This is a genomic window from Brevibacillus brevis NBRC 100599, assembly GCF_000010165.1.
Lineage (GTDB): Bacteria > Bacillota > Bacilli > Brevibacillales > Brevibacillaceae > Brevibacillus > Brevibacillus brevis_D.
In genome coordinates, this window is the sequence record NC_012491.1 from 2,282,943 (window position 1) to 2,305,431 (window position 22,489).

20 protein-coding genes and 1 riboswitch are annotated in these 22,489 nt (G+C 49.1%); of the genes, 12 read left to right on the forward strand and 8 right to left on the reverse strand.

Annotated features, from left to right (window positions below):
- The first annotated feature begins 123 nt into the window (after positions 1-123).
- Together BBR47_RS11250 and BBR47_RS11255 are read left to right on the forward strand one after the other, a co-directional pair.
- Positions 124-966 carry a deoxyribonuclease IV gene (locus BBR47_RS11250; protein WP_012685891.1) on the forward strand — a complete coding sequence of 281 codons (843 nt, stop codon included), beginning with the start codon at positions 124-126 and terminating at the stop codon, positions 964-966.
- Positions 967-1,017: 51 nt separating this feature from the next.
- Positions 1,018-1,419, forward strand: a complete 402-nt coding sequence (locus BBR47_RS11255; RefSeq protein WP_012685892.1) for a hypothetical protein — start codon at positions 1,018-1,020, stop codon at positions 1,417-1,419.
- Between the two features lie 455 nt (positions 1,420-1,874).
- Here the strand turns inward: BBR47_RS11255 and BBR47_RS11260 are convergent, their stop codons facing one another.
- On the reverse strand, positions 1,875-3,296 hold the full coding sequence (locus BBR47_RS11260; RefSeq protein ID WP_012685893.1) for a sigma-54 interaction domain-containing protein: 1,422 nt from the start codon (positions 3,294-3,296) through the stop codon (positions 1,875-1,877).
- Positions 3,297-3,576: 280 nt separating this feature from the next.
- Between BBR47_RS11260 and BBR47_RS11265 the strand changes: the two genes are divergently transcribed.
- The 6 genes from BBR47_RS11265 to BBR47_RS11290 are packed head-to-tail and all read left to right on the forward strand — an operon-like array spanning position 3,577 to position 8,451.
- A complete protein-coding gene (locus tag BBR47_RS11265) occupies positions 3,577-4,242 on the forward strand; it encodes a CoA transferase subunit A (protein WP_081437295.1) in 666 nt (221 codons plus the stop codon).
- Positions 4,242-4,904: a 3-oxoacid CoA-transferase subunit B gene (locus tag BBR47_RS11270; protein WP_012685895.1), complete on the forward strand. Its 663-nt coding sequence runs from the start codon at positions 4,242-4,244 to the stop codon at positions 4,902-4,904. Before BBR47_RS11265 ends, BBR47_RS11270 begins: the two co-directional genes overlap by 1 nt.
- 45 nt (positions 4,905-4,949) lie before the next feature.
- Entirely contained in the window at positions 4,950-5,768 is an 819-nt protein-coding gene (locus BBR47_RS11275; RefSeq protein WP_012685896.1) for an ABC transporter substrate-binding protein, read from the forward strand.
- 49 nt (positions 5,769-5,817) lie between these two features.
- Complete coding sequence (locus tag BBR47_RS11280) at positions 5,818-6,483, forward strand: amino acid ABC transporter permease (protein WP_012685897.1); 666 nt, start codon at positions 5,818-5,820, stop codon at positions 6,481-6,483.
- 17 nt (positions 6,484-6,500) lie between these two features.
- On the forward strand, positions 6,501-7,241 hold the full coding sequence (locus BBR47_RS11285; RefSeq protein WP_041749374.1) for an amino acid ABC transporter ATP-binding protein: 741 nt from the start codon (positions 6,501-6,503) through the stop codon (positions 7,239-7,241).
- A 28-nt stretch (positions 7,242-7,269) separates the two neighbouring features.
- On the forward strand, positions 7,270-8,451 hold the full coding sequence (locus tag BBR47_RS11290; protein ID WP_012685899.1) for a thiolase family protein: 1,182 nt from the start codon (positions 7,270-7,272) through the stop codon (positions 8,449-8,451).
- A gap of 73 nt (positions 8,452-8,524) precedes the next feature.
- Here the strand turns inward: BBR47_RS11290 and BBR47_RS11295 are convergent, their stop codons facing one another.
- The 3 genes from BBR47_RS11295 to BBR47_RS11310 all read right to left on the reverse strand — a co-directional run bounded on the left by BBR47_RS11295 (position 8,525) and on the right by BBR47_RS11310 (position 11,586).
- Positions 8,525-8,896, reverse strand: a complete 372-nt coding sequence (locus BBR47_RS11295) for a hypothetical protein (protein ID WP_012685900.1) — start codon at positions 8,894-8,896, stop codon at positions 8,525-8,527.
- 124 nt (positions 8,897-9,020) lie between these two features.
- On the reverse strand, positions 9,021-10,736 hold the full coding sequence (gene argS, locus BBR47_RS11300) for an arginine--tRNA ligase (RefSeq protein ID WP_012685901.1): 1,716 nt from the start codon (positions 10,734-10,736) through the stop codon (positions 9,021-9,023).
- Between the two features lie 361 nt (positions 10,737-11,097).
- A complete protein-coding gene (locus BBR47_RS11310; protein ID WP_012685903.1) occupies positions 11,098-11,586 on the reverse strand; it encodes a hypothetical protein in 489 nt (162 codons plus the stop codon).
- 198 nt (positions 11,587-11,784) lie between these two features.
- Between BBR47_RS11310 and BBR47_RS11315 the strand changes: the two genes are divergently transcribed.
- A complete protein-coding gene (locus BBR47_RS11315) occupies positions 11,785-12,357 on the forward strand; it encodes a sigma-70 family RNA polymerase sigma factor (protein WP_012685904.1) in 573 nt (190 codons plus the stop codon).
- Positions 12,348-14,552 (forward strand): YcdB/YcdC domain-containing protein, encoded by a 2,205-nt coding sequence (locus BBR47_RS11320; RefSeq protein ID WP_012685905.1) that lies wholly within the window; start codon positions 12,348-12,350, stop codon positions 14,550-14,552. The genes BBR47_RS11315 and BBR47_RS11320 overlap by 10 nt, the downstream gene beginning before the upstream one ends.
- A gap of 65 nt (positions 14,553-14,617) precedes the next feature.
- On the opposite strand, the gene BBR47_RS30290 is transcribed toward BBR47_RS11320, so the two are convergent.
- Positions 14,618-14,725, reverse strand: a complete 108-nt coding sequence (locus BBR47_RS30290) for a YjcZ family sporulation protein (RefSeq protein ID WP_012685906.1) — start codon at positions 14,723-14,725, stop codon at positions 14,618-14,620.
- 213 nt (positions 14,726-14,938) lie between these two features.
- A riboswitch (SAM riboswitch) is annotated at positions 14,939-15,040 on the forward strand.
- Between the two features lie 121 nt (positions 15,041-15,161).
- On the opposite strand from BBR47_RS30290, the gene metH reads away from it, so the two are divergent.
- Both metH and BBR47_RS11330 read left to right on the forward strand, forming a co-directional pair.
- Positions 15,162-18,608: a methionine synthase gene (metH, locus tag BBR47_RS11325; RefSeq protein WP_012685907.1), complete on the forward strand. Its 3,447-nt coding sequence runs from the start codon at positions 15,162-15,164 to the stop codon at positions 18,606-18,608.
- A 32-nt stretch (positions 18,609-18,640) separates the two neighbouring features.
- Complete coding sequence (locus BBR47_RS11330) at positions 18,641-20,506, forward strand: bifunctional homocysteine S-methyltransferase/methylenetetrahydrofolate reductase (RefSeq protein WP_012685908.1); 1,866 nt, start codon at positions 18,641-18,643, stop codon at positions 20,504-20,506.
- Positions 20,507-20,568: 62 nt separating this feature from the next.
- On the opposite strand, the gene BBR47_RS11335 is transcribed toward BBR47_RS11330, so the two are convergent.
- From BBR47_RS11335 to BBR47_RS31230, 3 genes are all read right to left on the reverse strand, one after another.
- Positions 20,569-21,555 (reverse strand): phosphotransferase, encoded by a 987-nt coding sequence (locus tag BBR47_RS11335; protein WP_012685909.1) that lies wholly within the window; start codon positions 21,553-21,555, stop codon positions 20,569-20,571.
- Between the two features lie 73 nt (positions 21,556-21,628).
- Positions 21,629-22,207, reverse strand: coding sequence for a mismatch-specific DNA-glycosylase (locus BBR47_RS11340; RefSeq protein WP_012685910.1), 579 nt, complete (start codon positions 22,205-22,207; stop codon positions 21,629-21,631).
- 114 nt (positions 22,208-22,321) lie between these two features.
- Positions 22,322-22,471 (reverse strand): hypothetical protein, encoded by a 150-nt coding sequence (locus BBR47_RS31230; protein WP_016739809.1) that lies wholly within the window; start codon positions 22,469-22,471, stop codon positions 22,322-22,324.
- Between the last annotated feature and the right edge of the window lie 18 nt (positions 22,472-22,489).

Sequence of the window (22,489 nt, forward strand, 5' to 3'; positions counted from 1 at the left end):
TAATCTAGACTGAACGTTCGGTTTAGTTTTAGTTTATTCGATCTGAAAGGGAAGTGCAAGTGCTCGATTGAGAAAAAGGACAGAGGGAAAAATGAGAAGAAGCGAGTAAGAGGAGGGATTATTTTGCAAGTCGGTTGTCATGTCAGTATTCGTCATGGGTACGGGGAGGCGGCGAGAACGGCATACAATGAAGGCGCGTCATCCTTTCAATTTTTTCCGAAAAACCCGCGTAGCTTAGGCATCAAGCCATTCGATGCTCGGGATGCAGAGCGTTGTCGTGCTTTTTGTCAGCAAAACGGCATGCTGTCGATTGCTCATACGCCATACCCGGTGAATCTTTGCGTCGAGGAGCAGGAACTATTCGCCGTCACAGTGGGCTCCGTGCGAAATGACCTTGAAATTGCCGAAGCTTGTGGAGCGTTGGGCGTGGTCGTTCACTTTGGCCAGTATAAAGGCGCTGATGTCCTTGCCGGTTACAAATTCATGATCCAGATGGTCAATCAAATACTGGATGGCTGGAATGGGAAAGCCCAGCTGTTAATCGAAAACAATGCCGGACAAGGCAACCGCATGGGCACGACACTCGAAGAGCTTACGCAGGTTCGACAATTGTTTGCTGAGCCACAGAAAGTTGGATTTTGTTTGGATACGTGTCATGCATTTGCCAGCGGATTGTGGAAAGGGAATGATTGGGGAGAAGTAGCCGATCGGATGCGAGAGCTTGAATATTTTACGAGCTTGCGGGCCGTTCATCTAAACGATTCTGTTTATCCGAGTGGTTCCTTTCGAGACCGGCATGCCTCTATCGGAAAAGGGATGATCGGTGATGCAGCCATTGCCACTTTTTTGCAAACACCCGAATTGCAAGGACTTCCCATCGTTTTGGAAACGGCGAGAGGCTCAGAAGGGGGCCATGGTGAAGAAATCAAACATGTTCGTCTGCTCATAGACAATTGGCAGGGCTGACCATGTTATGGTAGAGTGTGAAATGATGTGTTCAACACGGGAGGGGTACCAATGAAAAAGCGTATTAAGGTGACGATTGCGGATTTTACTCATCTGACAGAAAACTTGAATAACCCAGAGGAGCTCGCTCTGTACGAAACGGCGAACGGAAATACATACGATGCTGAAATCGAGCATGATGGATATGCGATTGTGGATGTGACAGACGAGGATTACATCGAGCTGGCTCCAGGGGAATATCAGCTGATGATCGAGGAGTGGACAACCGCCGGACAAATCGGTGAATGGACACTGCAAACCATGTCTGACCCAGCAGATGACAAAGCTTTGCTGTACCGCACAGTGGACAAGGCTGGAACAGAAATACAAGCACCACAATCTTTGCCGAAGCAAGTAGTCGAACTGGTTGCAAATACGTGGTTTGGTAAAAAAGCAAAGAAGATTGAGGAGTAATCCAAGATAGAAAAGGAGCGCTGCGAGATAGCGCTCCTTTTTTATCAATAAGAGTGTATAAGCACTAACGCCACGCCAAAGGTTTGCTGTAGTCAAGTTATCGGATAAGTAGCATTTACATTTTGAAGGGACGATCAACTATAGCATTGTACGTTGCGAAGATTATCTCTCAGTTTATACTTACGAGGATCTTTCGTTTAAAAGGAACCGATGAACCAACAAAGCTGGTGAGAAGAAAAAGCGCAGGACTCGCAGACCTTGACAACGCCTACCCAGTCGGAACTTCAAAAAGGGGACCCGGTTGTCGAACACTTCTTCCCTGAGATACGTCCGCCCGTAGGGTGGCTTTGGCTCGACGGTCCCCTTTTTGAAGTGGAGACGGACAGTCAATCCCCCTTGCGGGCGTGTCAGAGCCGAAGAGAACTGCGCTTTTTCTTCTCCTGCACTATGTTGTCTCACTCATCCTCAGAATCCAGTTGAATCCCATACTTTCTAATCCGCCGCATAAGTAGGGACTGGGTTATACCGAGGCCCGCTGCTGTTTTGCGAGTCGTTTTGTGTGTACGCAATGCTTGCAGAATAAATTCCACCTCAATTTTCTCCATCCGCTCTGTAAGAGAAAGAGAACCGAGTGAAAGAATCCCTTCCTCCAGCTCACGAATACTCCGCAGTTCTTCCGGCAAATCACTGACTTGGATTTCATCCAGCTTGGACGTAATAACGATCCGCTCTACCAAATTTTCCAGCTCCCGCACATTTCCAGGCCACTCGTATTGATGCAAGACATCCAGCACTTCCGGGGAAAAACGCCGTTTCTGGTTATGCTTGCTATTGAATCGCTGTAGGTTGTGATGGAGTAACGGGAAAATATCGTCCTTTCTCTCCCGTAATGGCGGAACATTGATTGGCAAAATATTAAGACGATAGTACAGATCGTGTCTGAATTTGCCCAATCGCACAAGTTCCTGAAGGTTGGCATTGGTTGCTGTTATGATGCGGATGTCAGCCGTGTATGTTTTCGTACCACCAATCGGCATAAATGTTTTGTTTTGCAAAAGCAGCAATAATTTCGATTGCAAGTGGTAAGGAAGCTCACTGATTTCATCCAAGAAAAGCGTCCCTTTGTCCGCCATTTTCACTAATCCGATTTTCCCCGAGTGACTCGCCCCCGTAAAGGCCCCTTTGTGGTAGCCGAACAGCTCTGATTCGATCAAGGTTTCGGGAATAGCGCTACAGTTGACGTGGACAAACGGCCCGCTGCTTCGCTCACTCAACTGATGGATTTGCTCCGCAAGATAGCTTTTTCCTACACCTGTTTCTCCTGTAATAAACACGGTCGTGTCGACAGGGGCTGCTTTTTTCATTAATTCCAGCAGAGCGAGGTAGGATCGGCTGTTTCCTATCAAGGTTTGGGAGGAGCTCTGGCTTGCTTCCCACTTCATGTGCTGAATCTCTTCGCTGTACCGCTTAAGCAAAGCGACTGTCTCTTCCAGCTGTGAACTGGCACGGGCTGCCTCAGTGATATCGCGTGAGTGGGAAACGATCAGCTCTGGTCTCCCCTCCTCATCCGGGATGATGTGTCCAGTTACTAGGAATTTCCCCTTATTATTGACGAGCTGAATGGTTGTGGTCGGTTTTCCCGTTTCCAAAACCAAGCGGGTGACAGAAGGGCTGAAAATCCCCATTTCTTCGAGGTCGGATACGTTTTGCCCGATGAGTTCGGCTTTTGGTAGACCACACAGGTTTTCACTCGCGTTGTTTAACCATAAAGTAGTTCCCTGTGCATCAGCGATGAATATGCCATCTGCCAGTGTGTTCAGGATGTCAATTAAACGATCAACAGAAGACAGTGCTAGTATCTCCGCAGCTTTTTCCATGTTGAGTAGCTCCCCGGTTTTTCAACTGATTGTACAAGATGATATTGATCGTGTATAGTGAGTCGAATTTAAAATTAGTTGAGTCGAAATCGATTCGAGCGAAAAGTTAGACTTTTCCTACCTTTTCGCTTCAAAAGTGAGTCTATTTCGACTCAGCAATCAGAATGGCTTTTAGCTTGATCGCGTTTTCTTGCCGTTTTGAGGCTTGGCACAAGAGTTGCTATTACATAGTGGGACGTAAGCGATTTATCCAAGAATAAGAGATAAGGAAATGCATGCGATGTTATCAAAACTGGTGACGCACGAACAGGCAGTGGAGCATGTTCAGGATGGCACCCGGCTGATGTATGGCGGATTCGGCACGATAGGCTCCCCGGCACACATGATTGATGCGATCTTGCACAAAGGCGTGCAAAGCTTGACACTCATTGGAATTGATGCGGGGTATCCGGAAATCGGAATCGGAAAGCTGATCAGTCATGGACGGGTGAGGCGGCTAATAACCACACATATTGGCTCCAATCCCGAGGCAGGTCAACAAATGATGGACGGGATGCTGGAAGTGACATTTTGTCCACAAGGAATTTTCGCAGAAAAGATTCGGGCAGGAGGTGTTGGCATTCCGGGAATCGTTGTGGATGCGCATGTGAGAGGAGAGCGAATGGAAGGAGCAGAGCCGTTTGCTTTTGCCGGAAGAACTTGTCAGATTGAAGCCGCCCTGACTGCGGAAGTAGGGATCGTCTATGCGAAACAGGCAGATACTTACGGAAATCTTATTTATGACAAGGCGGCAAGAAATCTGAATCCGCTAGTAGCGATGGCCGCAGATATCACGATCGTTGAGGTTGAGGAGATTGTTCCGGCAGGAGAGCTAGACCCGGATAAAATCGTGACGCCTGGCATTTTTGTGGATTATATCGTGGTTCGTGGTGGAGGGAACAGCTAATGGGGTTGGAAATGGATCAGCGAAATATGGTTGCGTGGCGCGCGGCCAAAGAGGTCGCTCCCGGAATGGCTGTGAACTTGGGGATCGGGATACCTGAGCTCGTCGCTGATTTTATCCCGCATGAATGGCAAGTCATGTTTCACTCGGTGAATGGAATCTTGGGTGTCGGACCTACGCCGTTAAAGGGAGAAGAGGACCAGCATATTTCCAACGCTGGTGGAGCACCTGTTACCGTTGTTCCGGGGGCATCGTATTTCGACAGTACCATCGCGTATGGCATGATCCGAAGAAGGAAGCTGGATGCCGCGTTTATCGGGGCTTTGCAGGTGAATCGCCGAGGAGATTTGGCAAACTGGATTGTTCCGGGCTCACGTGTTCATGGCATTGGTGGAGGAGCGGAGCTGGCCTATTACGCTAAGAAAGTGATTGTGCTCATGAGCCATGTGAATCAGGCAGGAGAGCCTAAAATTCGCAGGGAGTGCACATTGCCGCTCACGGCGAAGGGCTGCGTCGATCTTATTATCACGGAGCGGGCGGTAATCGAGATCACGCAAAGAGGCTTGCTTTTGACAGAGGTAATGTACCCGTTCACCTTGGAAAATGTCATCACGAATACGGGAGCACCTTTGATGATTTCAGAAAATTTACAAATGGTAGAGTAATGAAAAAATGTAAGCGTGAACAGAAAGAATTGGGGGATGAAACAGATGAAAAAAACATGGAAAACAATCGCAGGGGTCGTATTTTCGTTGTCACTACTCGTAAGCGGATGTAGCCAAGGAGCATCCACTAACAGTGCGGGAGGTCAAGCGGGTGGCGCTACTGCTGGAAATGCATCATCGATGACAAAAGAGGCAGGCGTATTTGTATACGCGGCTTCCGGTGAATATCAGCCATTCAGCTACTTCAAGGATGGTCAATTGACCGGATTTGATGTCGAGATCGGCAATGAGATCGCCAAGCGTTTGGGGCTTGAGCCAAAGCCAGTCACGTCGCCTTTTTCCGGTATTATCGCAGGGGTAAAGGAAGGACGCTACGATGCAGCGATTGCCAGCCATGCGATTACAGAAGAGCGGAAGCAACAGGTTGATTTCGCAGACCCGTACTACTTGTCTGGTGGTCAACTGTTCGTTCGCCCGGATGGGACGATTAGCACACTGGAAGGCTTAAAAGGCAAAGAAGTGGCAGTCGCACTCGGCACCACACACGAAAAGATGGCGAGGGAGTATACGGATAACATCAAGACGTATGACAGCGATGTAACGGCTCTGCGTGCCTTGGAGCAAGGAAAACACGATGTCGTGATTACAGATAGCGTCGTTGGGGAAATTGCCATTGCCCAAGGCTTGAAGCTCAAGAAAAGCGGGTCGCCACTCTCGGAGGTCAAGCATGGAATCGCAGTGCGCAAAGGAAATACGGAATTGCTGAACAAGATCAACGAAGTGCTCAAGCAAATGATGGAGGATGGAACCTACGTCAAATTGAGCGAAAAGTACTTTAACCGCGACATCAGTAAAGCAGAATAGTGATCTGATATAAAAAGTAAATTCCATTACGAGTGAGGGGTGGCATCTAGTGCCCAGTTTTGCCCATCTGACAGAAGAGTTTTTCCGGACATTGCCGTTTTTTTGGAAGCCGTTGCTGCTGACCTTTCAGCTGACGATCGCTTCTGTTATCGTAGGCTCGATTATCGGATTGTTTGTCGCCTTGTTAAAGGTATCCAAGCTTCCAGTTGCACGTTTCATAGCCAATGCATACATCATGATCATTCGCGGTACACCGTTGGTCGTGCAAATTTTCGTCTTGTATTTCGGCTTTTACAAAGTCATTGACCTCGGTCAATTTTGGTCGGCAGCGCTCGCTTTGGCGATTCACAGTGGAGCCTATATCGCAGAGATTTTCCGGGGCTCTATTCAGTCAATTGATAAAGGACAAATGGAGGCAGGGCTGTCTTTGGGTATGTCCGCTCGTCAGACCATGCGTCGGATCATTTTGCCGCAAGCGATGAAACGTTCGATCCCACCGCTTGGCAACCAGTTTATTTTGTCTTTGAAGGAATCGTCTCTGGCCGCTTTCATTGCCATGGATGAGTTGTTCTCGCTGGCCCGCCGCTTGTCTGCGGAAACCTTTGATGAAATGACGTACTTTTTGATTGTGGCGCTCTATTACCTGGTTATTGTCATGGCGTTTACGTTTGTGGTCCACATCATGGAGAAGCGTTTGGCAAAAGGAGAGGCGTAAAGCGGAGGGGAAAAACGATGGAAAAGCAAAGAGAAATGATTCGCGTGCAAAATTTGAAGAAAAGCTTTGGAAAAGTGGAAGTTCTCAAGGATGTTACCTTGCAAGTCGGAAAGGGCGAGGTCGTCGTCTTGATCGGTGCCAGTGGATCGGGGAAAAGCACATTGATTCGATGCATTAATTTTCTGGAGATCAAGGACGGCGGAGAGATTTATATCGAAGGGAACAGCATCGACCCGAAGAAGGATGACTTGACCAAAGTACGGCAAAAGGTAGGCATGGTGTTCCAGCACTTCAATCTGTTCCCGCATAAAACGGTTCTGGAAAACATCATGGAGGCACCGCTGATTGCGAAGAAAGCGGACAAGGAAGAAACGAAGCAGGAAGCGCTCCGGCTGCTGCAAAAGGTAGGTCTTTCTGAAAAAGCGGATGCCTACCCATCCAGCCTCTCCGGTGGACAAAAGCAACGCGTGGCCATTGCTCGTTCGCTGGCGATGAAGCCTGAGATCATGCTCTTCGACGAGCCAACCTCAGCGCTTGACCCAGAGCTGGTAGGGGAAGTGCTAGAGACCATGAAGCAGCTCGCACAAGAAGGAATGACGATGATTATTGTGACGCACGAAATGGGGTTTGCCAAGGAAGTGGCCGATTGGGTGGCGTTTATGAATCAAGGCAAGATCATCGAGATGGCTAGACCCCACGAAATTTTTAATAACCCGAAAGAAGAGCGCACGAGAGAATTTTTGAACCGTGTACTGTAATAGCGTAAAAACGAAGGGGAGCTGGAGTATGAGAGACGTAGTCATTGTCGCGGGTGTGCGCAGTGCTGTGGGTGCATTCGGAAAAAGCCTGCGTGACGTACCAGCAACAGAGCTGGGGCGGCAAGTATTGGAAGGCTTGATGAAGAAGGTTGATTTGCCGAAGGAACAAGTCAATGAAGTGATTTTTGGCAATGGGTACGTACATGGGGGAGGACTCAATGCTGCACGTATCAGCTCGCAGCTGGCGGGATTTCCACGCAATGTCTATGGTCACATCGTGATCAAAGCCTGTGGTTCAGGTTTGAAAGCAATTGGCAACGGTGCGCTAGCCATTGCAGCAGGTCAAGAGGATGTGGTGATTGCGGGCGGAGTGGAGTCCATGAGTAACGTTCCCTACCTCGTGAAGAATCGCTGGGGCAGCAAATTCGGCAATTTGTCCATGGAGGACGCTCTTTTGTCCGATGGCTTGATCTGCTCGCTGACCGGCGAGCATATGGGTATGACCGCAGAACGGCTGGCTGTACAATACGGTATTTCCCGTGAGGAGCAGGATCGTTTTGCCTACGAAAGCCACGTAAGAGCAGCGGCAGCAATCGAAGCGGGCACGTTCACGAATGAGATCGTACCGATTGAAATCAAGGATCGTAAAGGCACACGTGTTTTTGCGCAGGATGAGTCCGTACGCCATGATATCAAGCTAGAAGAACTCGCCAAGCTGAAATGTGTTTTTCAAAAGGAGGGGACCATCACTGCCGGAAATGCGTGTCCGATGAATGACGGCGCAGCCGCTGTATTGATGATGTCCCGTGAAAAGGCGGAGGAAGCGGGTTTGACTCCACTCGTGAAAATAAAGGCTTTTGCCAGCGCAGGAGTCGAACCTGACGTGATGGGGATCGGGCCAGTTCCCGCCACGCAAAAAGTACTGGAGAAAGCGGGCTTGAACCTCGAAGACATTGGGCTCATCGAATTGAATGAGGCATTTGCCGCCCAGGCTTTGTCTGTGATCAAATGCTTGGAGCTGGACTCGAGTAAGGTGAATGTCAATGGAGGCGCGATTGCCTTGGGTCACCCTGTGGGAGCAACTGGAGCCAAACTGACAGTGACGTTGATGAACGAAATGATGCGCAGACGCGAGAAGTATGGCATGGTGACGCTGTGCATGGCAGGTGGCATGGGAATGTCAGTGATCTATGAAAATTTGACCATGTAAACTGCTCATGTGCAAATGAAAAAGCCCCGAACGTTGAAATTTCGGGGCTTTTTGCCATGGAGCTTGAGCGCTATTAGGGGGCCTTTTGGTCGCGTAAGTATTTTCGCAAGGTAGCCGCTACTTCTGTTGGGTTTTCCAGCTGTACAATGACATGCTGATATTTGGCATGACCCTCTACTTCTAGGATCAACAACGAATCCGTCTGGGCAAAAGAAAGGAAGTACCATTCATTTCGATGCTGAAAGCTTCCTTCATAAATGTTTAAAGGTCCAAAAGACGTCCCTGGCATGCGTAACATCCATGTTGGTGGAACAAAAGAACCAACCTCGACATGCTTGATCGATTGATAAGGGATCGTGATCGTGTTCTTCAAGGCTAAGAGTGTATGCAAGCCAGTGAGACGCAAGGTAAAATCCGTCTTGCCGAAATGTACACTTCTTCCCATCGTTGCTCACCTCTTTCATCTACCATCGTTCCATTATCTCACAGAAGAATGATGATGACACGGGACAATCAAAAAAGCCGGCGCATCCCCACAAGAGGAAGCAACCGGCTTTTCGTATGCTTTCTTACATTTCTTCTGGAGCAGCCAGACCGAGCAGACGCAGACCTTCCTTCAGCACAGCAACGACTGCTGCAACGAGCTGGAGACGGGATGCTGTCACATCTTCCTCCTCAGCCAGGATGCGTACATTCGCATAGAATTTGTTGAATGTTTGCGCCAGGTCGATCACATACTTGCCGATTTGCGACGGATCGAAGTTATCGGCAGCACGTTCGATTACCTCTGGGAATGCGTTCAAGAGGGTAATCACTGCCCAAGCCTCTTTGCTGTCGAGTGCACCGGAAGCCAGGTTCACAGTCGTTGCTGGCTGGTAGCCACCTCTGCGCAGCAGCGAGCATGCACGCGCGTGTGCGTATTGCACGTATGGTCCTGTTTCCCCTTCGAAGGTCAGCATCTCTTCCCAGGAGAAGTTGACATCATTCAGGCGGAAGTTTTTCAAGTCATGGAAAATAACTGCGCCTACCCCGACTTGACGAGCCACTTCTTCTTTAGTGGACAGCGTAGGGTTTTTCTCTTCGATGACTTTTTGGACATCAGAAATGGCTTGTGCCAACACTTCTTCCAAGAGAACAACTTTTCCTTTACGCGTGGACATTTTCTTGCCGTCCTTGAGCATCATGCCGAATGGGATGTGGTGCATATTTGCGGACCACGCATAGCCCATTTTTTCCAACACTTTGTAGAGCTGCTGGAAGTGGAGGCGTTGCTCGTTTCCTACGACATAAAGTGCTTTAGCAAAATCGTACGATTCGTGGCGGAAGAGGGCTGCAGCCAAATCACGCGTTGCGTACAGGGTAGCGCCGTCAGATTTTTTGATCAGGCATGGCGGCATGTTGTATTCGTCGAGGTTCACGACCATTGCACCATCGGATTCAGTCAAGAGACCTTTTTCTTCGAGCAACGTAACAACGCGATCCATTTTGTCGTTGTAGAATGCTTCACCGTGTGTGGAGTCGAAGGCTACGTTCATCAGGTCGTAAATCTTCATGAATTCCTTGAGGGACTCATCACGGAACCATTTCCACAGATGCTGAGCTTCTTCGTCGCCATCCTCGAGCTTTTTGAACCATTCACGCCCTTGATCTTCTAGGGTAGGATCGTTCTCGACTTCTTCGTGGAAACGAACGTAGAGGCTGAGCAGCTCCTTGATCGGTTCTGCTTTTACCTTTGCTTCGTCACCCCAGAGGCGGTACGCAACGATCAGTTTACCGAACTGTGTACCCCAGTCACCCAAGTGATTGATGCGAACGGGGTCATAGCCTTGCTTTTCCATGATGTTGGCAATCGCGTTTCCGATTACGGTAGAGCGCAGGTGCCCCATGGAAAACGGCTTCGCAATATTCGGGGAGGAGAGGTCGATTGGTACTTTGCGTCCTTCACCGACATGGCTGCTTCCGTATGTGCTGCCTTGGGTAAGGATGGTTCCGATAACTTGCTCGGCCACATTTTCTTGATCCAGGAACAGGTTCACGTATGGACCAACTGCGTGCGATTCGCGCAATGGTGCACCGGAGAGCTGTCCAGCCAGCTCTGCTGCGATCATCGGTGGAGCTTTGCGCAATGCTTTTGCCAATTGAAAGCAAGGGAAGGCCACATCGCCCATTGCAGGGTTTGGTGGTGTTTCCAGCATGCCGTATACGGCTTCTTTGGTCAGTGTGTCTACGCCCATCGAGGAGAGCGCAGCGGCAATCTTTTCAGCGACTTGGTGTTTGTAGCTCATCTAAAATTCCCCTTTCAAATAAAAAACCTCTACGTCTCCTGTGAAAAAGAGACGAGAGGTTATACTCCCGCGGTGCCACTCTTGTTGTTTTTCCCTTCCATCGAACAGGAAGGCAAAAACCGCTTGACCTGCTGTAACGGGCAGTCCCGGCAAAGCCCTACACGATCCGTTGCCCATTATGGCTGGCGTAGGATGTTCAGGCGGCATCTCCGAGGGGCGCTTCCTCACATGGTTTGGCATCGGGCTCACACCATCCCCGACTCGCTTTCGTCCTCACACAAGGAGTACTATCCTCTTCAACGATTCGTTTGTTTCTCTAGAATTATAGCTGTTTTGTCCGTCATGATGCAAGGTGTCTCGATCAAGGTTTTTTTAAAATCTTATCTAATTCCGCGAAATATTGCTTGGTCAGCTTTTCCCTTTCTTCCGGGCTGAGGTTATCTGCGTTCATCATTTGCTCTTTGTACTGTTCCAGCTTTTCGAGCATGGCCAGCTCGGCAGCCGCCGCATCGTCCAGATCGTAATTTTCCGATGGATCGAACGGGATCAATCGATTGTCATTTCCACTGCGCAAATAAGCGGAGCGCCAGTTCTCCGGAAACTGGTAAGGCTGTTCGCCAAACATAATCGCTAAAATATCGTCGGATTCAATCGGCAGGAAGTGATCGTAATCGTCTCTGCTGCCTCCCTCGGACAAGTTAATGTGGGACAAAAAATAGTGGAGATAATGTTCTCCCGTTTCGGTATTCTTAACGATGGAATAGGTTTCAAATTCGGATTTGGATAGTTCTTTTATGGTCTCCAAACAGGAGAGAAATTTGTCTTTTTCACGTGCTTGAATGTCATCCATGTCATCTCGTTCCTTTCGCTCTACAATAAGCCTCATGATAGCAAAAGCAATGTGCGCTGACAATGAAAGCAACGCAACGGAGTGCAGCGGTGGAAGAAGGGAAAAGGATTATAAATAAAATAGTTGGATAATCTTGTCACAAAAATAAGCCAGCTGGATCAAATACATATCAACAGGTAACAAGGAGGTGAACAGTACGTGAATGCAAGTGCCAAAAGTAGCGAAGCGGACTGGACGCTGCAATTGACCAACGAGGAGAAGCTGACGAGACTCATGAGCGAGTACGGAGACAACATCGTGCAGCTCGCCTACTTGATCGTCAAGGATCGGGGAATCGCGGAAGACATTACCCAGGAAGTGTTCTTGAAGGCATATCGGGGTCTGGATCAGTTCCGCCATCAGAGTAGCGTGAAAACGTGGCTTTACCGAATCGCGATCAACGAGTCCCGCAAATATTTACGTTCGTGGTCCTTTCGCCAGATTTTTTCTACCTACCTCTCCAAAGAGGAAGCACCCCCGGAAGAGGCCGACACCGCAAACGTTGAATCGGCAGTCATCGGACGAATGAGCAAGGTACAAGTAGCGGAGCAGGTGATGAAGCTCTCGCCGCTGTACCGAAAAGTCATGGTACTTCATTACTATGAGGATTTGTCGATAAGAGAGATGGCGCAAGTGCTGGATATTTCAGAAGATGCCGTACGAACCCAATTGTCACGGGCCCGAAAACATTTTAAGGCATTGTGTGAAAAGGAGGGATTGGAATGGACGTAGATAAGCAAATGCGTGAAGCGGTACGGAGCGCAAGTGAGGAATCAGTGGAGGAAGTGAGGTTTACAAAAGAGATGGAATTACGGATCAGAGGTGCGATTGCAAAGAATAAACGCAAGAATCGAAACAGAATTTTTGTAGCTGGTTCGCTGGCAGCGTGCTTGGCGGTAACTGCTGTGGGCATGCACCAGCAAGGCTGGTTTCCACAGATGCCAAGTGGTAAAAATGTAACGAATGCGATTGCAACGACTGCTACGAAAACAAACAATAAAGAGGCAAATCAGAACAGTGTAATGGTGTCGCCGGAAGAGGCCATCTTACCATTGAAAAAAGTGATTCCAGCCTTGAGCAAGATGACAATAAGAGTGGATCGTACAAGCTATGGAATCAGTGATCTAACGTTATTGGAAGGCGATAATGCTCGTGCCAAGGTTGCTTATGATATACAGACAGGACAAATTGAGAGCTTTACAATTGATGGTGATCGAGGAGAACAGAAGGAAGGGAAATTGCCATCAGCCAAGACTGCGGAGAATGCGGCAAACGCATTTCTACAAGCTTTCCTTGGGGAGGGAAGCAAGTCCTATCAGCACGTCCAGACTCAGATCTATACCGACGAGTATATGGTAAAAGGCCCATGGATGAGCGTGAATTATCAACGAATGGAAAACGGCCAGCCCGTTCCGTTCGACGTAATGTCGGTTGGAATTGACCAACAGGAGCAAGTCGCGTTTTTCGGGCGATTGAACAAGAGCGAACAAGCCTTTTTCACCAAGCTGACAGATGCCATGCCCGATTTGAGCCCATCCCTTCTTCTTTTGGATAAAGAAAAGAACCACGATGGCATGTCATTCATTTTGGGGAAAACGAACAAGGAGGGGCATCAGGTTTCGCTTGTGATCTATGGAAATGGTCAAGCACTGGAATCGTATAGGCTTTTGAATAGGGATGAAAAGGAAGCAGCGAGCCGGAAAGAAGCAGAAGGAGAAAAAGCCTTGCAGCAAGAGCGACAGTTCCTGAACAAACTGCTCGGGGCGGATAGTGATAACTATCGGTTATTGGACGCCAACGATCCAGGGTTGTATCTGCGATATCATAACGAACTGCCAGTGTTGTCTGATGAAATTAGCATAATAACAACTGACTCTGGCCACGTCCAATCTTTCAGGATGGAGCCCGAAACATTTGAGCCGTCGCAGTACCCGGATGTATCGACTGCTGTGTCAGAAGAGGTAGCCATCAAAGAGCTGAGCGAGAATATGAAGCTTCGATACGTGCAGAATCCGAGAATACGGCAAGAATCAAAACAAGGGGATATGTGGCAGCCCATTCTGGAGTACACGCCAGCTGTTTCCTTCATGCAAAGAGGACGTGAAGATGGTACGGAGTGGTATATCGACGCAACCAATGGCAAGATGGTGTATGGAACGGGAGATAACGGGCTTGCTTATGATCAGTTGAATACGAAGGAAGCACATCCGATCGAATCTCCAAAGGAATACGTCAAGGTTCGCTCCAAGGATGAGGCAAAAGCGTTGCTGCAAGCGGAATTCGGCATACAAGTGGATGACTCGACCTATAGAGAGAGTAACCGTGACGGACGCAAGGAATACGTCTGGAATGATAAAAATGACAAGTATATCGGCGTAGAAGTTCTCGCAGAAACAGGCAGTGTCGTCGGGCTGGGATCACCGCGATCCGATACAGCAGTGACAGTCAAACGCGAGCAAGCGGAAGAGGCTGCACTTGCTTTTCTGCCTAAATACGTTGATCCAGGCATAAAAGAAGTGCAATTGGCGCAAGTCATACAGCCAGGCGAAGCGAATCCTGTGTCATCGGGCGAATGGGAATTCAGATATCTCATGAGCAAGGATGGCATTCCAGTACAGGATCGCGGGCAAAAAGCGGCTTATTCAGTAACAGTCGATCCATCTTCTGGCAAAGTGACAAAGTTTGAAAACTACAGAGAGACGCACGAGTTGGTGGAGCTTCCAGCATCCGACGAGATCGTCTCGAAAGACAAGGCTGTTGAGGCGTATTTACGCGTCATGCCTTTGAAGCTGGTCTATTTGATGAAAGATGTGGATGGGCAAAAATTAGCTCAACCAAAGCTGGCGTATGTGCCGTGGAGCGACGAAAAGCTAGCGGGCAAATATATTACTCTGGATGCCGTGACAGGCAAGATCATCACCAAATAACAAGAAAAAAAGGCTATCCCGCAGCCATTCCTGATGGCCTTTGGGATAGCCTTTTTTACACTTATCTAACACTCGTCACAGGAACACCCGATAATAACCAACAGGATAAACAGCACGAGCACGATTGCGAAGCAGTCACCGAAGAATCCGTTACCGCAGAAAGATGTACTCATCTTTGTTTCCCCTCCTTTCCGTTATACTCCAGTCTATACACGAATGCCGATATTGGACTGGGCGGATGCCCAGCTTAGGCAAAAATGGGCGCGTAAGAGGAGAGGCACCGTAAAAAATAGACAATTCACAATTGACGGGGAGACAAAGGGGGTGTTAAGATACTTGCAAACATTCAAGACATTTCGCAAACTAACTAAATGACAAGTGTACGACTCTTATCCAGAGAGGCAGAGGGACTGGCCTGATGAAGCCTCGGCAACCGGTAAAAATCCGGTGCCAATTCCAGCAAAGCTACGTGCTTTGAAAGATAAGAGGATGTCTCAGGCGTTTTCTTATCTGCTGACAAATCCTCTTCTTTCAAAGAAGAGGATTTTTTTATTTTATTTACCCAATTATGGAGAATAAGCCGATGCAAGGGAGAAAAGGGGCACGTCAATGAAACCAACTTTTCGCGAACAGCTTTCCCGGAAAATTCTGATTCTGGACGGTGCAATGGGCACCATGCTTCAACAGGCGAACCTGACCGCTGATGATTTCGGCGGTGAAGCCTATGATGGCTGTAATGAACTCCTGAACCTGACCAGACCAGATGTGATCCGTTCGATTCACGAGAAATATTTAGAGGCGGGCGCAGACATTGTCGAGACAAATACGTTTGGTGCTGCTTCCATTGTTTTGGCTGAGTACGATGTGGCAGAGAAGGACCTTGAAATCAATATAGCGGCAGCACGCTTGGCCAGAGAAGCGGTGGATGCCTATTCCACGGAGGAATGGCCGCGTTTTGTAGCAGGTGCAATGGGACCTACGACCAAAACCCTTTCGTTGACAGGTGGTGTCACTTTCGAAGAACTGGTCGAGGCGTATTATCGTCAGGCAAAAGGTCTGATTCTCGGTGGCTCCGATGTGCTTCTTTTGGAAACTTCGCAAGATACGTTGAACGTCAAGGCTGGCGGAATCGGGATTCGCAAAGCTTTTGAAGAGCTTGGACAGGAGATCCCGGTGATGCTGTCAGGTACGATTGAGCCGATGGGCACGACGCTGGCGGGTCAAAACATCGAGGCGTTTTACATCTCCTTGGAGCATATAAAGCCTGTCTCTATCGGTCTGAACTGTGCGACAGGACCCGAGTTCATGCGCGATCACCTGCGGACACTATCAGGAATTGCCCAATGTGCGGTCAGCTGTTATCCGAATGCAGGCTTGCCAGACGAGAATGGCCATTACCATGAAACACCACAGGGACTTGCTTCGAAAATGCGAGCATTCGCTGAACAGGGCTGGATAAACGTCGCTGGCGGCTGCTGTGGAACAACGCCTGACCATATTCAAGCGATGGCAGAGACCTTGAAAGACTGCAAGCCACGGAGTACAGCTGTAGAACCGCTGAGCGCGGTCTCCGGGATCGAGGTCGTTTACGTCGAAGATGACAATCGTCCCTTGCTAGTTGGGGAGAGAACCAATGTCATCGGTTCCAAAAAATTTCGTGAAATGATTGCAGCCGGACACTATGAAGAAGCATCTGATATTGCCCGAGCCCAAGTAAAACGTGGCGCACACGTCATCGATATATGCTTGGCTGACCCCGACCGTGATGAATATGAAGATATGGAAAAATTCCTACAGTTCATCGTGAAAAAAGTAAAAGCGCCCCTCATGATCGACTCGACAGATGCCAAGGTCATGGAGCTGGGACTTCGCTATTCGCAAGGAAAGGCGATTCTCAACTCGATCAACTTGGAAGACGGGTTGGAGCGATTCGAGGAAGTCGTCCCACTTATTCACAAGTTCGGTGCCTCCGTTGTCGTTGGAACGATTGAGGAAGCGGGTATGGCGATCACTCGCGAAAAGAAGCTGGAGGTCGCGCAGCGCTCGTACGACATTCTTGTCAACCAGTACGGAATAAAGCCACAGGATATTATTTTCGATCCACTCGTCTTTCCAGTAGGGACAGGGGATGAACAATACATCGGCTCTGCAAAGGAAACCGTAGAAGGCATTCGTTTGATCAAACAAGCAATGCCTGCTTGCAAGACGATCCTGGGTGTCAGTAACGTTTCCTTCGGCTTGCCTCCTGCTGGGCGGGAAGTGCTGAACGCGGTCTTCTTGTACCACACCACTCTCGCAGGGCTTGATTACGCCATCGTCAACACGGAGAAGCTGGAGCGCTACGCTTCGATTCCGGAAGACGAGAGAAAGCTGGCAGAAGCCCTTCTATTCGAGACAAATGATGAGACATTGGCGGCTTTCACAGAATTTTATCGCCAAAAGAAAAAGGAAGTCAGTGTGGAAGTCTCCTCGTTAACGCTCGAAGAACGCTTGGCCCGTTATGTAGTCGAAGGCTCCAAGGATGGTCTGGTGGAAGACCTGAAGCTGGCTCTGGATAAATACGCACCGCTCGAGATCATCAACGGTCCGTTGATGACGGGGATGGAAGAGGTCGGTCGCCTATTCAACGGCAACCAGCTGATCGTGGCAGAAGTATTGCAGAGCGCGGAAGTCATGAAGGCTTCTGTATCATTTTTAGAGCCGTTCATGGAAAAAAGCGATGCCGCTGCCAAGGGGAAAATCTTGTTGGCGACAGTCAAGGGTGATGTACACGACATCGGGAAAAACCTCGTGGAAATTATTTTGTCAAACAACGGCTACAATGTCGTGAACCTAGGAATCAAGGTACCACCAGAGCAACTGATTGCTGCATGCAGAGAAGAAAAGCCGGATGCCATCGGTCTGTCTGGACTCTTGGTAAAATCCGCGCAGCAAATGGTCATTACTGCACAAGACCTGCGTGATGCAGGCATTGATATCCCGATGATGGTTGGCGGTGCGGCGTTAACGCGCAAGTTCACATCGAATCGGATCGCACCGGAATACCGTGGAATTGTTTTATACGCAAAAGACGCCATGGATGGTCTGGACCTCGTGAATCGTCTGCAAAATCCGGAAGAACGAGATCGCTTGGTAGAGGAACAGCAGCATCTGCTGGAAGCTGTCGCAACGGCTCAGCCTGTTGTCGAGGAGAAAAAAGCACCTTTGCCAGCTCGTTCAGCCATTAGCAGAACCGTTCCAATCCATCTGCCGCCCGATTGTGAACGACATGTTCTGCGACAATACCCGCTGAGCCATCTGCAACCGTATTTGAACCTGCGGATGCTCCTCGGAAAACACCTCGGTGTACGCGGAAATGTAGATAGATTGATAGAGGAAGGCGACGAGAAGGTACTGGAACTATACGGCATTGTGGAAGAGCTATTAAAGGAAGCGAAGCAAAAAGGAACCATTACGACACACGGTGTGTATCAGTTCTTCCCGGCTCAGTCAGATGGCAACGATATTTTGGTCTATGATCCAAAAGACCACAGCAAGCTGCTGGAGCGCTTTTCGTTCCCGCGTCAGCTGGAAGAACCTCATCTCTGCCTGTCCGACTTCTTGCGACCAGTCGAGAGCAAGGAAATGGATTATGTCGGATTCCTGACCGTAACGGCTGGAGGCGGGATTCGCGAAAAATCAACAGAGCTAAAAGATCGTGGTGACTACTTGCGCTCTCATGTCCTCCAATCCTTGGCATTGGAGCTGGCAGAGGCATTTGCTGAGCGAATTCACCACGTCATGCGCGACGTGTGGGGCATACCGGACCCGGTTGAGATGACGATGCTAGAACGTTTCGGAGCCAGATACCAAGGCATTCGAGTTTCCTTCGGTTACCCTGCTTGCCCGAACCTGGAAGATCAGGCGCAGTTATTCCGCCTATTGCGTCCAGAGGATATCGGCGTTCAGCTGACAGAGGGCTTCATGATGGAGCCAGAGGCTTCCGTATCGGCGATGGTATTTGCTCACCCAGAAGCGCGTTATTTCAACGCAGGTCCATCTATTTTTGAAGTTTAAAAATAAATGAAAATGGGAGAGAAGGGATTGAGTTGACGACGAGAAAGAAAGATTTACGAGCCTACTTGAAAGACCATCTCCTAGTAGGAGATGGTGCAATGGCGACCCAGCTGCACGGGCTGGGCGTCCCGGTTGGCGTCAGCTTTGAGGAGCTGTGTTTGTCCAACCCTCGTTTGGTGCATGAAGTTCATACGTCTTATTACCAGGCCGGTGCGCGTTTCCTAGAGACAAATACGTATTCTGCCAACCGAGATGCATTGAGCCGTTACGGTCTGGAGCATAAGGTAGCCAGGATTAACCGGCTCGCAGTCGCCATTGCACGGGAAGCCGCACAGGACGACGCTTATGTGGCTGGAAGCATCGGATCGATTTTGGCAGGACGGGTGAAGAAAAAGGTTTTGGATGAATACCGTGACCAGTATGAGGAACAGGCCATTGCCCTGTTACATGCGGGGGTAGACGGACTGATTCTGGAGACGTTCTTGGACTTGGAGGAGCTGCTTCTGGCGATCGAGGTAATCCGCCCGCTCACAGATGTCCCTGTAATCGCGCAGTTAGCCACTTTGGAAGTAGGGCGCACACGTGATGGTTACGCTTTGACAGATGCCTTTTCCGAGCTGAAAGCAGCGGGCGCTGACGTGGTCGGACTAAACTGTCGACTTGGTCCCGCTGAACTCTTGCGCTCGTTTGAAAATACAGTGATTCCAGAAGATGCACTCCTATCCGTATTCCCGAATGCGGGGCGTCTGGGGATGACTGACGGAGAATACGCTTTTAAATCATCACCTGAATACTTTGGACAAAGTGCGCTTCGCTTGCGTGAGCAGGGAGTTCGGTTGATTGGTGGATGCTGCGGAACCACACCTGCACATGTGAAGGCGATTGCGGATGCACTTGAATCTCTTGAACCGCAAGCGCGTGTGAACCCGACCATCGTTGCTGGAGATCGTCCTACGATTTCTGTGCAGAACACGAGGGAGAGGGAGAAACCAAGCATTGTCGAGCGTGTAAAAACAGCAACGACAATCATTGTCGAGTTTGATCCGCCACGTGATCTGGATGCAGACCAATTTCTCCACGGATGCTGTGAGCTGCACAAAGCAGGAGCAGACGCGATTACGTTGGCGGATAACTCGTTGGCGACAGTGCGCATGAGCAACATGGCTCTCGGTGCCCTCATGAAGAGCAGACATGGAATCGATCCGCTCTTGCACCTTGCTTGCCGGGATCGCAATCTGATTGGACAGCAATCGCACTTAATGGGCCTCAACGCTTTGGGGATTGACCAAATATTGGTGATTACTGGTGATCCATCACGCTTTGGTGACTTGCCAGGGGCCAGCTCGGTATTTGATGTGACCTCGTTTGATCTGATTCGCATGGTGAAGCAGTTGAACGAAGGTGTTTCGTTCTCAGGACGTCCGTTAAAGCAAAAAGCCCAGTTTATCGTGGGCGCTGCCTTTAATCCGAATGTCCGAAATATGGATGCTGCCGTTGCCCGCTTGGAAAAGAAGGTCGAGGCAGGCGCGGATTACATTATGACGCAGCCTGTGTACGATGCGGAGTCGATTCGGAATGTATACGAGGCGACGAAGCATATTGGCATTCCTGTCTTTATCGGGATCATGCCGCTGACCAGCTCGCGCAATGCGGAGTTCCTGCATAATGAAGTGCCGGGAATCAAGCTATCGACAGAAGCTCTAGAACGGATGAAAAAGGTACAGGGAGAAGCCGCCAGACAGGAAGGAATCGCAATCGCGAAGGAATTGGTTGATACGGCCGTTCGTTACTTCAATGGCATCTATTTGATTACACCTTTTAATTATTACGAGATGGCGGCAGAGCTCATTCAATATACCCGCCAACAAAGCTCTTTGGTGAGGATGGCTCAGACGTAACGGTTTGCGCCAGTTAAATAGGGAAGGCCTATGTGTATAGACAGGCTATAGCCTTGCGTCTATTACACATGGGCCTTCATTTCGTCTAGCATAAACGCTATTTTGAGAGCTTCTCGATTGCAAAACTGTTGAATCTCAGCAATGTTCATCTGGTCATACTGCTTTTTGCGTAAAAAACGTTCAATGATATGCGGGAAAGCGAGATCGACAAAGAGTAAATGCAGTTGCCTAATCGAGAGGGGATTTTCTCGGAGATAGCCACGCAATAAATGAGAGAACAAGTCCTCGTTCCACTGGTCATTTTTTCGCATAGCAAGGGAGAGAACACGCGCAATGTCTTTGGACGGAAAATCGTAGCGAACGTCCTCCCAGTCAATGATTGCAATTCTTTGATTACTGACGAGCAAATTCCCATTGTTAAAATCTCCGTGACAGAGGAAGTGCTTGGTCAATGGCTCCCTTTTCCATGTCGAGAAGTATGGAGAGGATAGTAAATGTTCCTTGGCTGTCACCCCTGCTTGTTTAAAAAAAGGGAGGTATTCCGCGATAGTAGCGTATTTTCGATCATTTTTCCCAGTGTGTTGAAGCTCCCACTTCTCAAGGGCAGCTAAATCTGTTTTGTACTCCGCGGACCATTTCTCTGCTCCATTGTAAAGTTTGCCGTACTTGGAGGAAAAACCGAGCGATCTCGCATGAATTTTGCCTAATACCGTGCCGATGCGTTCCATTCGAAGAGGGGAAGTATACGCAATATTTGGCCAGGAGAGCCGTTGGTGGAGAACGAAAAGCTTTTCTTTATGAGTGATGTAGCGCTTATTATTTTTGGTGCGTTGAATGTCGGGGATGTGTACCCCATTTTTACGCAAATGCGCTTCTGCATTCAGGATGAAATGTAAACGTTCCTTTTGCAGAGGGAAAGCTTTTCCGATGAATTTCCCATTGGTTGTTTCCAAGTAAATGACGAGTGACTTGGGTGTATCTCGAATGGTTTTGTGTTGCAAAACAGTCATGTCGTATTTGTTCTGGATTTTTTTGATGAGGTCGTCCACTGCTGATGCCCCTCCCTGCGTACAGAGCTACAAGTATTGTACGGAAGAAGAGATGTGGTTGACACGAAAGGCCCTACTTAGCAGGCGAGGGTAGAGGGTGCCAATTCATCTCGCGTAAAAAATGACTCAGCTCTGTAAACTTGGCGATGCGTTCCTCACGTGTAAAAGATGCGTTAGCCCCACTGGTAGACGGGACGACAAACACATAGCTGCCAGACCATTCTTCTGTTCCAAAGTACCTGATTGGTTGCAGCCCCAGTGAAATTGCCTCTTTCTTTTGGCCAGTCGCGTGACGAAAAGCAGTAATACCGTTAAAACAAATGACACGAGGCCGGTAAGTCTGGATCATTTGGACGAACAGCTCTGTACCTGCGGCGTAATCCTCGTTGCGTAGGTCTGTTGCGGAGCGGGTAGGACGTGAGACCAGATCGGTAATGCCATAGTTGTAGTCTAAGAGGGTAGCCGTTTCCTCTGGCAAGAGCTTGTGAGGTGTCAGGCCGCCTTCGTACAATCCGCGCCAAAACAGGTTGGCTGGATTGGCGTAGTGGAAACCCGTTGTAGCCGATATACGTCCTGGATTGATACCGCAAAATAAAACCGCCAAATCACGGCGAATGTATGTGGGCAACCATTTTTCTGTGAACTCGACCAAAGCGAACCCCTCCTGTTTACCACATTGTAGCACATCAGTGAGCGCTTTCAGAAAGAAGCAAAAAAAGCTGCCGGACTCGGCAGCTTCAAGCTATATAGGCTCAAGTATTGGATCTTATAACTGGGGAAGCGGATACGGCAGCACTTGCTGTGGCTCATTGAACGTGAATTGCTCCATTTCATTCCGGACGTATCTTTTCGTCTCGAATGGAACGACTTCTTGTTCTTCATTCCCCCACAACCAATTCGACAGCATTTGTATCATAAGGATACCCTCCACTTT

What these genes read in the sequence shown, in the direction of transcription:
- BBR47_RS31230 (WP_016739809.1), bottom strand. Translation starts at nt 22,471, where the DNA reads ATGATACAAATGCTGTCGAATTGGTTGTGGGGGAATGAAGAACAAGAA.
- BBR47_RS11320 (WP_012685905.1), top strand. Translation starts at nt 12,348, where the DNA reads ATGGACGTAGATAAGCAAATGCGTGAAGCGGTACGGAGCGCAAGTGAG.
- BBR47_RS11290 (WP_012685899.1), top strand. Translation starts at nt 7,270, where the DNA reads ATGAGAGACGTAGTCATTGTCGCGGGTGTGCGCAGTGCTGTGGGTGCA.
- argS (WP_012685901.1), bottom strand. Translation starts at nt 10,736, where the DNA reads ATGAGCTACAAACACCAAGTCGCTGAAAAGATTGCCGCTGCGCTCTCC.
- BBR47_RS11295 (WP_012685900.1), bottom strand. Translation starts at nt 8,896, where the DNA reads ATGGGAAGAAGTGTACATTTCGGCAAGACGGATTTTACCTTGCGTCTC.
- BBR47_RS11310 (WP_012685903.1), bottom strand. Translation starts at nt 11,586, where the DNA reads ATGGATGACATTCAAGCACGTGAAAAAGACAAATTTCTCTCCTGTTTG.
- BBR47_RS11275 (WP_012685896.1), top strand. Translation starts at nt 4,950, where the DNA reads ATGAAAAAAACATGGAAAACAATCGCAGGGGTCGTATTTTCGTTGTCA.
- BBR47_RS11270 (WP_012685895.1), top strand. Translation starts at nt 4,242, where the DNA reads ATGGGGTTGGAAATGGATCAGCGAAATATGGTTGCGTGGCGCGCGGCC.
- BBR47_RS11285 (WP_041749374.1), top strand. Translation starts at nt 6,501, where the DNA reads ATGGAAAAGCAAAGAGAAATGATTCGCGTGCAAAATTTGAAGAAAAGC.
- BBR47_RS11255 (WP_012685892.1), top strand. Translation starts at nt 1,018, where the DNA reads ATGAAAAAGCGTATTAAGGTGACGATTGCGGATTTTACTCATCTGACA.
- BBR47_RS11265 (WP_081437295.1), top strand. Translation starts at nt 3,577, where the DNA reads ATGTTATCAAAACTGGTGACGCACGAACAGGCAGTGGAGCATGTTCAG.
- metH (WP_012685907.1), top strand. Translation starts at nt 15,162, where the DNA reads ATGAAACCAACTTTTCGCGAACAGCTTTCCCGGAAAATTCTGATTCTG.
- BBR47_RS11260 (WP_012685893.1), bottom strand. Translation starts at nt 3,296, where the DNA reads ATGGAAAAAGCTGCGGAGATACTAGCACTGTCTTCTGTTGATCGTTTA.
- BBR47_RS30290 (WP_012685906.1), bottom strand. Translation starts at nt 14,725, where the DNA reads ATGAGTACATCTTTCTGCGGTAACGGATTCTTCGGTGACTGCTTCGCA.